Origin of the sequence: Pseudomonas solani (assembly GCF_026072635.1) — a bacterium.
Lineage (GTDB): Bacteria > Pseudomonadota > Gammaproteobacteria > Pseudomonadales > Pseudomonadaceae > Metapseudomonas > Metapseudomonas solani.
Genome location: NZ_AP023081.1, coordinates 5,892,672 through 5,905,240 on the forward strand (window position 1 = coordinate 5,892,672; position 12,569 = coordinate 5,905,240).

11 protein-coding genes and 1 pseudogene are annotated in these 12,569 nt (G+C 69.0%); 6 read left to right on the forward strand and 6 right to left on the reverse strand.

What is annotated here, in order from left to right; all coding sequences use genetic code 11:
- The first annotated feature begins 48 nt into the window (after positions 1-48).
- Positions 49-1,854, forward strand: coding sequence for a monovalent cation:proton antiporter-2 (CPA2) family protein (locus PSm6_RS26615; protein ID WP_021221044.1), 1,806 nt, complete (start codon positions 49-51; stop codon positions 1,852-1,854).
- An 18-nt stretch (positions 1,855-1,872) separates the two neighbouring features.
- Here PSm6_RS26615 and PSm6_RS26620 read toward each other — a convergent pair whose 3' ends face one another.
- Complete coding sequence (locus tag PSm6_RS26620; protein WP_031288323.1) at positions 1,873-2,793, reverse strand: pyridoxal-phosphate dependent enzyme; 921 nt, start codon at positions 2,791-2,793, stop codon at positions 1,873-1,875.
- 152 nt (positions 2,794-2,945) lie between these two features.
- Here PSm6_RS26620 and PSm6_RS26625 point away from each other — a divergent pair, with 152 nt between their 5' ends.
- Positions 2,946-3,263, forward strand: a complete 318-nt coding sequence (locus tag PSm6_RS26625) for a hypothetical protein (RefSeq protein WP_021221046.1) — start codon at positions 2,946-2,948, stop codon at positions 3,261-3,263.
- A gap of 123 nt (positions 3,264-3,386) precedes the next feature.
- Complete coding sequence (locus tag PSm6_RS26630) at positions 3,387-5,573, forward strand: putative bifunctional diguanylate cyclase/phosphodiesterase (RefSeq protein ID WP_265168739.1); 2,187 nt, start codon at positions 3,387-3,389, stop codon at positions 5,571-5,573.
- 75 nt (positions 5,574-5,648) lie between these two features.
- On the opposite strand, the gene PSm6_RS26635 is transcribed toward PSm6_RS26630, so the two are convergent.
- The 4 genes and pseudogenes from PSm6_RS26635 to PSm6_RS26650 all read right to left on the reverse strand — a co-directional run bounded on the left by PSm6_RS26635 (position 5,649) and on the right by PSm6_RS26650 (position 9,345).
- A complete protein-coding gene (locus tag PSm6_RS26635; protein WP_043244323.1) occupies positions 5,649-5,852 on the reverse strand; it encodes a hypothetical protein in 204 nt (67 codons plus the stop codon).
- 322 nt (positions 5,853-6,174) lie between these two features.
- On the reverse strand, positions 6,175-7,395 hold the full coding sequence (locus PSm6_RS26640) for an MFS transporter (protein ID WP_265168741.1): 1,221 nt from the start codon (positions 7,393-7,395) through the stop codon (positions 6,175-6,177).
- 108 nt (positions 7,396-7,503) lie between these two features.
- Positions 7,504-8,397: a LysR family transcriptional regulator gene (locus tag PSm6_RS26645; RefSeq protein ID WP_021221050.1), complete on the reverse strand. Its 894-nt coding sequence runs from the start codon at positions 8,395-8,397 to the stop codon at positions 7,504-7,506.
- An 86-nt stretch (positions 8,398-8,483) separates the two neighbouring features.
- Positions 8,484-9,345, reverse strand: a pseudogene (locus tag PSm6_RS26650) (sterol desaturase family protein).
- Positions 9,346-9,412: 67 nt separating this feature from the next.
- On the opposite strand from PSm6_RS26650, the gene PSm6_RS26655 reads away from it, so the two are divergent.
- The gene (locus PSm6_RS26655) at positions 9,413-10,375 is read left to right on the forward strand and encodes an AraC family transcriptional regulator ligand-binding domain-containing protein (protein WP_043244328.1); all 963 of its coding nucleotides are present in this window, start codon (positions 9,413-9,415) and stop codon (positions 10,373-10,375) included.
- 28 nt (positions 10,376-10,403) lie between these two features.
- Here the strand turns inward: PSm6_RS26655 and PSm6_RS26660 are convergent, their stop codons facing one another.
- Positions 10,404-11,054 (reverse strand): helix-turn-helix transcriptional regulator, encoded by a 651-nt coding sequence (locus tag PSm6_RS26660; protein ID WP_021221053.1) that lies wholly within the window; start codon positions 11,052-11,054, stop codon positions 10,404-10,406.
- Positions 11,055-11,286: 232 nt separating this feature from the next.
- On the opposite strand from PSm6_RS26660, the gene PSm6_RS26665 reads away from it, so the two are divergent.
- Both PSm6_RS26665 and PSm6_RS26670 read left to right on the forward strand, forming a co-directional pair.
- Complete coding sequence (locus PSm6_RS26665) at positions 11,287-11,754, forward strand: PraA/PraB family alkane oxidation protein activator (RefSeq protein ID WP_265168743.1); 468 nt, start codon at positions 11,287-11,289, stop codon at positions 11,752-11,754.
- 113 nt (positions 11,755-11,867) lie between these two features.
- Positions 11,868-12,497 carry a LysE family translocator gene (locus PSm6_RS26670; protein WP_265168745.1) on the forward strand — a complete coding sequence of 210 codons (630 nt, stop codon included), beginning with the start codon at positions 11,868-11,870 and terminating at the stop codon, positions 12,495-12,497.
- Positions 12,498-12,569: the final 72 nt, after the last annotated feature.

Sequence of the window (12,569 nt, forward strand, 5' to 3'; positions counted from 1 at the left end):
TCCGCCGCTCCGTCGGACCTTTCTTACCGTTTGCCCAAGGAACTTCCCATGCCCCATGAAGGCAGCCCGTTGCAGGTCGCCGTGGTCTTCCTGCTCGCCGCCGTCCTTGCCGTGCCTCTCGCCAAGCGCCTGCAACTGGGGGCCGTGCTCGGCTACCTGCTGGCCGGCGTGCTGATCGGTCCCTCCGTCCTGCGCCTGGTCAGCGACCCGCAGAACGTCGCCCACCTGTCCGAACTGGGCGTGGTGCTGCTGCTCTTCATCATCGGCCTGGAGCTCTCGCCCCGGCGCCTCTGGGTGATGCGGCGCTCGGTGTTCGGCGTCGGCCTGGCCCAGGTGCTGCTCACCGGCGCGCTGATCGCCGGCATCGCCTACCTGGCCTTCGCCCGTTCCTGGCAGAGCGCCGTGGTGCTGGGCCTGGGCCTGGCGCTCTCCTCCACCGCCTTCGGCCTGCAGATACTCGCCGAGCGCAAGGAGCTGACCAGCCCCCACGGCCGCCTGGCCTTCGCCATCCTGCTGTTCCAGGACATCGCGGCCATCCCGCTGATCGCCCTGATCCCGCTGCTCAGCGGTGCCACCGCCGCCCGCGACGACGGCGGCCAGCTGGCCCACCTCGCCGAGGTGGTCGGCAGCATCGGGCTGGTGGTGATCGGTGGTCGCTTCCTGCTGCGCCCGGTGTTCCGCATCGTCGCCCGCACCGGCCTGCAGGAGGTGTCCACCGCCACCGCGCTGCTGGTGGTGATCGGCACCGCCTGGCTGATGGAGCTGGCGGGCATTTCCATGGCCTTGGGGGCCTTCCTCGCCGGCCTGCTGCTGGCCGACTCGGAATACCGCCATGAGCTGGAAGCCCAGATCGAGCCGTTCAAGGGCCTGCTGCTGGGGCTGTTCTTCATCAGCGTGGGCATGAGCGCCGACCTCAGCCTGCTGCTGGGCCAACCGCTGCTGGTGCTGGGCCTCACTGCGCTGCTGATCGGCCTCAAGTTCCCGGTGCTGTTCCTGGTGGGCCGCAGCGCCGGAGGCCTCACCCGCGAGAGCGCGCTGCGCCTGGGCGTGGTGCTGGCCGCCGGCGGTGAGTTCGCCTTCGTGGTGTTCAAGATGGCCCGCGACCAGGGTCTGTTCGACGCGCAGCTGCATGGCTTCCTGGTGCTGGCCATCACCCTGTCCATGGCGCTGACGCCGCTGCTGATCCTCGCCATCAACCGCGTGTTCAAGGCCAAGCCCGCGCCGGTGAACGTGCCGCCGGAATACGAGAAGATCGAAAGCGACTCGCCCCGCGTGGTGATCGCCGGCACCGGCCGCATGGGCCAGATCGTCGCCCGGGTGTTGCGCGCCCAGCGCGTGCCCTTCCTGGCCCTGGACACCTCGGTGGAAACCATCGAGCTGTCCCGCAGCCTGGGCCGCATGCCGATCTTCTACGGCGACCCGCTGCGCCCGGAGATCCTCCGCGCGGCCAAGGTCGACAAGGCCGAGTTCTTCATCATCGCCACCGACGATCCGGTGACCAACCTGAAGACCACCGAGCTGGTGCGTCGCCTCTACCCGCACCTGAAGATCATTTCCCGCGCCCGCGACCGCCAGCATGTGCACCAGTTGCTCGACCTCGGCGCCCTGCCGGTGCGCGAGACCTTCTATTCCAGCCTGGAGATGAGCCGCCAGGTGCTCATCGGCATGGGCCTGGACGAGGAGCAGGCCAATGCACGCATCCGCCGCTTCCAGCGCCACGACGAGGAAGTGCTGGCGGCCCAGCACAAGGTCCATGGCGACGCCGCTGCAGTGATGCAGACCGCCCGCGAAGCCCGTGCCGAGCTGGAAACCCTGTTCGACGCCGACCGCATCGAGGACCAGGGCGTCAAGTAAGCACCCAACCGCTCGGCCTCAGGGCTGGGCGGCCTTCCAGGCGCTTATCTGTTCCAGCGTGGCGGTGACCCCGCCACACACCACCACCATCACCCGCCCATGGACCCGCAGCGCCTCGTTCCCGGCATAGGCCAGGGCCAACGCCGCGCCACAGGCCGGCTCGACGAGGATGCGCTGCTCATCGAGGAAGCGCTCGCAGGCCTCCAGCGCCGCCCGGTCACTCACCACCTGCGCCTGCACCGGGTGGCTGCGCCCCAGCGCGAAGGCCCGCTCGCACACCTGCCTGGCGCCGAGCGAGGTGGCCACGCTGTCGATGCGCTCCAGTTCGATCCGCCGTCCCGCTTCCAGCGCCCGGGCGAAGGACGCCGCGCCCGTGGTTTCGGCGGTGATCACCGGCACGGTATTCCAGCCGTTGCGCTGCAAGCCCTCCACCACGCCGCTGAACAAGCCACCACCGCCCACCGAGAGCAGTACCGCGTCCGGGCGAAAACCGCTGGCGGCCACCTCGTCCACCAGGCTCGCATGGCCCTGCCAGAGCAGCGGGTCATCGAAGGGGTGGATGAAGGCATCGGCCGCGCCCAGCATCGATTGCGCCAGGGCATTGGCCTCGTGCCAGGCGGCGCCGTGGACGATCACCTCGGCGCCCTCCTGGCGGATCAGCGCCTTGGCGCGCTCGGTAGTGGTTTGCGGCACCACCACCGTGACCGGGATCGACAGGCAGCGCCCGGCATAGGCCACGGCGATGCCCGCGTTGCCACCGGAGGACGAGATGAAGCGCCGCTTGCCCTGCCGTGCATGGGCCTCGCAGGCGGCACCGATGCCGCGCAACTTGAACGAGCCCGACGGCTGCAGGGCCTCCAGCTTCAGCCACACCTCGGTACCGGCGGCGAGGCTGAGGGGGCGGGAATGGATCAACGGGGTTTGGATATGCAGGGTCATCTCGGGCTCGCACGGCATTCTCGGGCCGCCAGTTTCGGCCGACCACGGCCGGGGCGTCTTGTATGTTCTTGCAGCGGGACAGCGGCACGTCAAATTCCTTGAGCAACCCACGAGCGCCACGGTCTACCCGTTAACGCCAACAGGACGCTCGCATGCACAAGACGCCCGACCATTCCCACCTCGCCGGCCTGGAACTGGCCAGGCAACTGTTCGACACCGGCCCGCTCGAAGACCTGACGCAACGGCTCGACCTGGCGATCGCCCAGGCCCGCGCGGCGCAGCCTGCGGAGGGCGACGGCATCTACGAGCTGGAGCGCATCGCCAGCCAGCTGGAAGCCGGCGGGGCCATCGACCCGCCGCCGGTGTTCAGCGCAAGGCTCGACGCACCGGTGCGCCAGGGCACCTCCGTGGCGCTGATGCTGGTCCACCGACGCCTGGCGAAGTTGCGCGAGCAGACCCCAGAAGGTTGAAGCAGAGAGATCCGCCGCCTGGAAACCGTCCGTCCGCTCGTGTGCGTCCACCGCTGGCAGGGCGTAAGGCGCATCTATCCTTAGTCCGTTGCAACAGGGAGAAATCATCGACAGGAGGTTGCCATGCGCTGTCCCTCGCAGCTGCCGAACGAAGCCGAACGCCTGCGTGCCCTCGTCGACTACGGTCTCGACGACGAACGCATGGTCCCCAGCCTGGACCCCGTGGTGCGCATCGCCGCACGCATGTTCGACATGCCCGTGGCCGCGGTGAACATGATCGGCAGCGACCACGTGTTCTTCGCCGCCAGCACCGGCGTCGGCGAGGTGGACATGGACCGCGACGTGTCCTTCTGTGCCCATGCCATCACCCAGGACCAGGTCATGGTGGTGCCGGATGCCACCCAGGACGACCGCTTCCACGACAACCCCCTGGTGCTGGGCCCCACCAACCTGCGCTTCTACGCCGGAGTGCCGCTGCTCTCCGCCGAGGGCTTGCCCCTGGGCGCGCTGTGCATCATCGACGACCAGCCCCACCAGGACTTCTCCGAAGAAGACCGTGAGCGCCTGCGGGAGCTGGCGCGCATGGCCACCGACCGCCTGGAGCTGCGCCGCATCGAAGTGAGCGCCGAGCGCAAGCGCCCGGCCTTCGAGAGCTACGCCGGCCACTCCGACACCCCGGTGCTCTGGTTCGACCACCGGGGCCATATCCTCGCCTGGAACCCCGCCGCCGCCGACCTGCTGGGCTACGCCCCCGAGGAAGGCGCCGGGCTGCCGGTGGAGGCGCTGCTGGCCGTGGCCGAGCGCCCGTCCTTCCTGGCGCTGATCCGCCGTGCCGTGACCGCCGGCTACCTGGCCGACCTGAGCACACCCACCACCCTCAAGGGCCTGCACAAGGACGGCAGCGAATTCGACCTGGGCCTGTCGCTGTTCTCCTGGAGCGAAAAGGGCTACCCGCGCTTCGAGGCGGTGCTCAGCGACAACAGCCAGCGCCGACAGGAAGAGGCCGAGCTGCGCCGCCTGGCCACCTTCGACGCCCTTACCGGCCTGGCCAACCGCGGCTGCTTCTACCGCCGTGCCGAAGAGGCGCTGCTAGCGGCCGAGCCGGTGACGGTGCTGATGATCGACCTGGACGGCTTCAAGGACGTCAACGACACCCTGGGCCACCTGATCGGCGACGGCATCCTGCGCGAAGTGGCGAACCGCCTGGCCGCCATTGCCGGCCCCGGCGACCTGGTGGCACGCATCGGCGGCGACGAGTTCGCCCTGCTGCTCACCGGCATCACCCAGGCCGAGTCCGCGCTGCTGGTGGCGCAGAACGCCATCAGCGACATCGCCCAGCCCATCCTGGTGGACGGCCACGAGGTGCGGGTCGCGGCCAGTTGCGGCCTGGCCCTGGCGCCCCTGCACGCCCTGGAAGCACTGGAGCTGGTGGGTGACGCCGACCTGGCGCTGTTCAAGGCCAAGGGCGTCGGCCGCAGCCAGGTGGCCGCCTTTACCCCCGAACTGCGCATGGAGGCGGTGAGCCGCCATTTACACGCCATGGAGCTGCACCGTGCAGTGGAGAACCGCGAGTTCGTGCTCTTCTACCAACCCCAGGTGCGCCTCAGCGACGGTTCCCTACGGGGCGCCGAAGCCTTGATCCGCTGGCAGCACCCCGAGCGCGGGCTGCTGCCGCCTGCGGCCTTCCTGCCGGCCCTGGAGGGCGGCCCGCTGGCGGCCAGCGTGGGCAGCTGGATACTCGACGAGGCCTGCGCGCAACTAGCCTTCTGGCGCAACAACGGCGCCGAGGACATACGCATGGGCGTGAACCTGTTCAGCGCCCAGTTCCGCGTCGGCGACCTGGTGACCGAGGTGCTGGAGGCGCTGGCCCGCTATGGCCTGCCCCCGGAGTCCCTGGAACTGGAAGTCACCGAGAACATCGTGCTGGACAACGACGACATCGTGCTGGAAACCCTGCAGCGCCTGCGGGCCCACGGCGTAGGCATCGCCTTCGACGACTTCGGCACCGGCTACGCCTCGCTGATCCTGCTCAAGACCTACCCCCTGAGCCGGATCAAGATCGACCGCTCCTTCGTCCAGGGCATCCTGGAGTCACGCCGGGACGCCTCGGTGGTCCGCGCCATCCTCGACATGGCCCGCAGCTTCGACCTGGAGACCATCGCCGAGGGCATCGAAAGCGAAGCCCAGCGCGCTCGTCTCAAGCTGGAGCGCTGCGGCGAGGGCCAGGGCTACCTGTTCTCCCGGCCCATGTCCGCCCAGGCCTTCACCGAGGCGTACAACATCCGCCTGCCGGTGCGCACCGCCAGCTAGCCTGGCGCCGGACCTGCCCAGAAACGATGAAGGGCGCCTCGAGGCGCCCTTCTGCATCCATGGAACTCGATGGAATCAATGCCACCAGCGCGGCAGGCCCTTGCGCTGCTCTTCGCTGCTGTTGCCACGGTCGACCTGGGTTTCGCTGACGGAAGCGCGGTCGCTGGCGGCGTCCTTGAAGGCACGTTCGATGGTGGAATGATGGTCGGCGGCGCTGACGCTGAAGGCGCTGCTGGCGACGACGGCGGCAAGCAGGGTGGCGGTGAAGTAGCGGCTCATGATGGATTCTCCTGTGGGGATGGGTGAGTGATTCGACGGGGCCAGTGTCGCGTCACCTCCCCGCCCGGAGAAACGCAATCGGTCACTAGTGGATATCAGCGAAATCGATTGCGCCCATCCCGGCCCGGTGCCGGCGTCAGGTCTTTCGCGGCTGAAGCCGCTCCTACAAGGGCGTATCCGCAGCCACGAAGCTGACCGGTGCGTAGGGTGGATGGCGCTTTTCTCATCCACCAGGCGGTGCCACAGGGGGCACCGAGCCAGGGCAGACCTGCGGCCTGCTGGGCGAATGAACTCACCCCTACAGGTGCCACCCAACAGGCCGTTATCCCGCCTGGACCTGGCTCCGCGTGGCCAGGCGGGTGTGCAGGCCGAAAGCGACCAGGGCCAGCAGCGGCAACGCGGCACCAAGGGCGGCGATGGCCAGCCAGCCGCCCTGCTCGTACAGCAGGCTGGCGATGGACGAACCGACGGCGCCACCGATGAAGATGCTGGTCATGTACAGCGCGTTCAGCCGGCCGCGGCTGGCGGCATCCAGGGCATAGACCTCGCGCTGGCCGAGCACCATGTTCATCTGCACGGCGAAATCCAGCAGCACGCCGGTCAGCGCCAGGCCGACCACGCCCCAGGGCAGCCCGAACAGGGCCGGGAGGAAGCTGAGCATCGCTAGCAGCATGGCGCAGCGCGACATGCTCCGGGTGTGCCCCGCATCCGCCAGGCGCCCGGCGATGGGGGCAGCTACCGCACCGATGGCGCCGACCAGGGCGAACAGCGCGATCTGCGACTGGGACAGCCCATGGTTGCGGGCCAGCTCCACCGGCACGGCGGTCCAGAACAGGCTGAAGGTGCCGAACATCAGCGCCTGGTACAGCGAGCGCTGGCGCAGCACCGGCTCGCGGCGGAACAGGTGCCAGAGCGAAGCCAGCAACTGGCCGTAGCTGGCGCGGTGGTCGGGGCGCCGGCTGGGCAGCGCCATGGCCATCACCAGGGCGATCAGCAGCATCAGCCCGGCGGCGCCGAAGAACACCGCGCGCCAGCCGAAGTGGTCAGCCACCACGCTGGACAGCGGCCGCGCCAGGAGGATGCCCAGCAGCAGCCCGCCCATGATCCCGCCGACTACCCGGCCCCGGGATTCCTCGGGCGCCAGGTGCGCGGCCAGGGGGATCAGCATCTGCACCGAGACCGAGCTGAAGCCGATCAGGGCCGAGACCAGCAACAGGACGGCGGGCGCGTCGGCCAGGGCCATGCCCACCAGGGCGAGGACGCTGACGCAGAGGGTGGCGAGCATCAGCCGGCGGTTCTCCAGCAGGTCCGCCAGGGGCACCAGGAAGAAAAGCCCAAGGGCATAGCCGACCTGGGTCAGGGAGACGATAAGGCTGGCGCCGTGGGTGGAGATGCCGACATCGGGGGCGATCAGCTCGATGATCGGCTGGGCGTAGTAGATGTTGGCGACGATGGCGCCGCAGCAGAAGGCGAAGAGCAGCACCAGGCCCCGGCTGAGCGCCTGGGGGCATGGGTGGCGAAATGGCTGGCAGGGTTCATCCAACGGTCCTCAGGGTGTAACGGTTCGAGGCGCCTATCCTGGGCAAGGTGGCGGGTGGAGGGAATCCGCCCGGGGCGCAAAGCGGCTTTGCCTTTTGCGCAATGCCAGCCGCTAGAGCAAGCCGCCGACGAACTCGATGAACGCCGCGACCCGCCGCGAACCCCGCTGGCTGGGCAGGTAGAGCGCGCTGATCACCGCGCTGGTGTCGTCCGGGTTGACCAGGTGCTCGGGGAACAGCGGCAGCAGGCGGCCGGCAGCGATATCCGCATCCACCAGCCAGTCCGGCAGCAGCGCCACCGCCGACCCGGCCAGCGCCACGTCGCGCAGCACCTCGACGTTGTTGCTGCGCATGCGCCCACGCACCGGTACGCGGACTTCGCCATCCTCGCCGCTGAAGGTCCAGACCTGGCGGGCCGCACCGTAGTTGAAGCGCAGGCAGTCGTGCTCGGCCAGGTCCAGCGGCTGTCCGGGCGTGCCGTGCTCCGCCAGGTAGGCCGGGCTGGCCACCACATGGCGACGGAACTGCCCCAGGCTGCGGGCGACCACGCCGTCCATGGGCGCCGCCGCACCGAGGCGGATGGACAGGTCCACCCGCTCGCCGAGCAGGTCGACGATCTCGTCGGTCAGGGTGATATCCAGTTCCAGGCGCGGGTAACGGCGCAGCAGCTCACCGATCCTGGGCGAAATCAGGCAGCGGCCGAAGGCGCTGGGAAGCGAAACCCGCAGCGGCCCGCTGGGCTCCTCGCCGCCGTCCATCACCGAGGCATCGGCCTCGGCCACATACTCCAGCACCTGGCGCGAACTCTGGTAATAGGCGGCACCGGCCTCGGTGACCGTCACCTGCCGCGTGGAGCGGTTGAGCAGCACCGTGCCCAGCTCCTGCTCCAGGGCATCGACCATGCGCGTGACCGAGGAGGTGGCCAGGCCCAGGCGCCGTGCGGCTGCCGAGAAGCCCTTGGCGTCCACGGCGGCGACGAACATCTTCAGGGCCAGCAGCTTGTCCATGGGCGCTCCGGGGAATGGAAAAGCCCGGCACAAGGGCCGGGCTGGGGATCGGCGGATGATACCTAGCGCCGCTCCAGGCTTCACCGTCAACCGGCAGCTTTACCCGCCTCCTCGGCCGGAGCCGTCTCCGGCTCCGGTGCGCGCTCGCGCACCACAGGCCAGAACAGCTCGTGCTGCCAGCTCACCGGGCGCAGGTGCTCGATGCCGTAACGCTCGGGGCGGCGGCGGGTGATCTTCGCCGTGCCGAACAGCACATCCCAGAAGAACAGCAGGTTGCCGTAGTTGCCCTTGTAATGGGTCACGCCGTCGTCGGCGCTGAGGCCGTGGTGGGCCGAGTGGGTGGAGGGCGTGGAGATGGTCCGTTCCAGCAGCCACATCAGCGGCCGCAGGGGGCGGATGCGGTAAAGCCTGTCGTCCCAGGGCACGCTGCTGTGGGCGCCGAAGATCACGCACATCTTGAGGATCAGGTAGACGTAGTAGACCGGCGCCAGCCCCATGTGGATGAGCATCCCGCTCAACCACAGGCCCGGCATCAGCAGGTAGTAGAAGCTGTTGTTGCGGTAGACGATGCGGATGCTCATGTAGGGCGCCGAGTGTGTGCCCGGTGCAGGGCATAGAGCAGCGGCACGCGGTGGGCCAGGCGGTGCCAGGCGTACTGGGTGAGGTCATCGAACACCAGGAACAGCGCGAACCCCGCCAGCCAGGGCAGGCCGGCCAGGCTGCCTTTCGCCTCGGGCACGAAGTGGTCCAGCAGCCTGGCGCTGATGGTCATCACCAGGGGAAGGTGAAGCCCAGCAGCAGGCTGGAGCCGATGATCTCGATCAGCGCGTCACGGCGCCGACCCTCGGGTTGGCGAAAGCAGGCACAGGCTATTTCCAGCAGGATGAACCCCAGGAAGATGGCGGCGACTATCAGCGTGGGGTTATTGGCGAGCGTTGTTGTATTCATGGCAATCTCGTTCCGGCCCGACAGGGGCATTGCCCAGCCATGAGAAACCAGGACACCCGCCCGACCTATGCGAGAAGAGGACAGAAACATCCGAATCGAGGCCAAGTCGCCGGTCCGGCGCTTCCATCGCGGCGCCATGGGCCAGGTGCTGGAGCGTTACCTCGATGCACAGTCCCGAGGCCCACAGCGCGACTACCAGTTGGTGGAGCTGGAGCAGCTCTGGGCGGATGCCGCGCGCCACGACCCCGCCATCGGCCTGCACCTGTTCGCCCGGTTCACCTCGCGGGACCTGCACGTGCTTACCCAGCTGTGCCTGTATTGCCTCGACGTCGCCCAGGCCGTCGCCTGCTGGGCGCGCTATGCACCGCTGGCTTCGGACATGGAGAACCTGGCGCTGGTGGAAGATGCCGGTGGCGTCGCCGTGGAGCTGCGCATCGACGCGCCCGAGGGCCTGGCCCGCTATGTGGTCGAGCACTACAACGTGATGGCGCTGACCCAGTTGCGCCGGGGCACAGGCGTCGAGGTGACACCGGCACGGGCCTGCTTCACCTACCCCCGCCCCGCCTATCACGCCGAATACCGGGCCTGGTTCGGCGATGACCTGCAGTTCGGCTGCGACCACAACCGCCTGTACTTCGCCCCGACCACCCTCAGCCTGCCGATGCAGGGACACAACCCCGGCATGCTCGACCTGCTGACCAGCGAACTCGACCGCCGCCTGGCCCGCCAGCACCAGCTCAGCGGCTGGGCCGCCCGGGTCGCCAGCGGCGTGCGCCGCAGCCTGGCACGGGGTGAAGCGCCGAGCCTGGAGAACCAGGCCGAAGCCCTGCACCAGAGCCCGCGTACCTTGCGCCGGCGCCTGGAGGAGCAGGGCCTGACCTTCCGCCAGTTGCTCGACCTGGTACGTGGCGAACTGGAACAGCACCTGGAGTTGCAGGGCCTGGGCCGCGCGGAGATCGCCGAACAGCTCGGCTACGCCGACCTGGCCGCCTACCAGCACGCCCGCAAGCGCTGGCGCGACTACGGCTAGCCCGGGCTTCAGCCCGGGAGTATGAAAGTCATCGTGCGCTGATGCGGTAGACGCAGCGGGAGGCATTGGCCAGCAGGTGCTGCTCGCGGACCACCTCGGCCTCCTCGCCCACCACTTCCTGGAACAGTTGCAGCTCGGAGCGGCAGAAGCCCTGGCAGCTCCGTGCCGCCACACAGATGGGGCAGTGGTCCTCGATCAGCAGCCAATCCTCGCCATCCCGCTCCACCCGCGCCATGTAGCCCTCGGTCGAGCGCACCGCCGCCAGCTGCTCCAGGCGCCGGGGCAGGCTGCGGCTGCTGCAGGCCTGGCGATAGACCGCGCGGGACTCCGCCTCGCGCTGGCAGATCAGGCGGTCCAGCCCCTCTTCGCCGAACAGCTGGCGCACCGAGCCGATCAACTGCACCGTGAGCTGCGCGTGGGTATCCGGGAAACGGGCGTAACCGGCATCGGTGAGCACCCAGTTCTGCCTCGGCCGCCCGGCACCGGATGCCGGCTCCTGGCGGCCTTCCACCAGCCCTGCGGCCACCAGCTTCTGCACCTGCTGGCGCGCCGCCTCCGGCGTCATCTCCAGGGCCTGTGCCAGGGCGGCGGTGGACACCGGACCCCGGGTCTTGATCAGCAGCAGGGTGCGATCGCCGGTGGAGGCAGCGGTGTCGGTGATGGGGTTGGAGGTGGTCAAGGCGCGGTCCGGATATCCAAGCGAATGGTTGCATATTAGAGAGCCGCCCGAAGCGCGTCGAGCGGGGATCGCCCTGCGCCCTGGGTAACTTCTTCCCATGGGCCAGGCGAGTGATCCGGCGACGCCATCCTTTGGCTGGCTGGGCAGCGTCTTGGATGGGTCTAGCCTGCGCCTACCGCCCCGGGCCAAGGACAGCCAACGGGGCATCCGCATGCTGACAAGGAACGACACGATGAACCCCTATAAAGCCGCCCTGAAGATACTGGCCCTGCTCGGCCTGGCCATCTGGTCCCTGGTCTCCTCCGCCTTCACCCCGGGCGGCGCCTTCACCGCCACCGGCCCCTTCAGCGTGAAGTACAACCCGGTGCTGCCGGCGGTCACCTGCACGCTCACGGTGCATGGGGTCGCCAACCCCGGCGGTGGCGCCTCCGTGACGGCCGCCACCCTGACCGGCAGCAACCCGCTCTGCGCGAACATTGCCCCGCAAGGCCTGCCCTGGCCCTGGCAACCGACCAGCGTCACGACCGTGAATGTCAGCAATATGGGCATCAAGATCGGCACCGTGACCTGCAGCGCCGCAACGCTGGCCACCACCTGGAGCAACGCCAGCAACAGCCTGTCGGCGACCAGCCTGCCTTGGGGCAGTTGCACCCTGCAGAGCCTGACCCTGGTGACCACGCCGGCGCTCACCCTGCCCTGACTGACACCGGGTGTGCCATGAAAAAACCGCGCAGCTGTAGCGGGTGATGCCGGCGACGGCCCGGTAGTGTTGCGCGACCGGCCGCACCCGCGGCCCTCGCCAGGACCGCTGCCATGCTCGACCTCGACACCTTCGTCATCTTCACCTGTGCGGTGGCGCTGCTGCTGATCTCGCCGGGGCCGAACATGGCCTTCGTCATCAGCCACGGGGTTTCCTGCGGCTGGCGCGGTGGCCTGGCGGCGGCGCTGGGCATCAGCCTGGCGGATGCGACCCTGACCCTGCTCACCGCCGCCGGCATCACCGGCCTGGTGGCGGCCTGGCCGCCCTCCTTCGACATCATCCGTTTCGCCGGCGCGCTCTACCTCGCCTGGATGGCCTGGAAGACCCTGCGCAGCAGCGCCACCGCCGGCGACACAGGCGTCGCGCCGCTGCCGCTGCGGACGGTGCTGATGCGCGCCACCCTCAACAGCCTGCTCAACCCCAAGGCGCTGCTGTTCTTCATCGTCTTCCTGCCACAGTTCGTGGTGCCCGAGCGCGGCCCCATCGCCGAGCAGCTCCTGCTGCTGGGCGCCCTGCTCACCCTGCTGGCCTTCCTCTTCCATGCCGCCCTCGGCCTGGTGGGCGGAGCCATGGCACACCGCCTCAACGGCCGTGGCCGCTTCGCCAGCCTGCAGAGATGGGGCCTGGCCAGCCTGTTCGGCGCCCTCGCCCTGCGCCTGGTGGTGATGCAGCGGCCGGCTTGATGCGAGGCGCTTCGCGAGCAGAGCTCGCTCCTACGGGCGGTGCCCGGGGGCGACTCGTCTATGGGCTCGCAA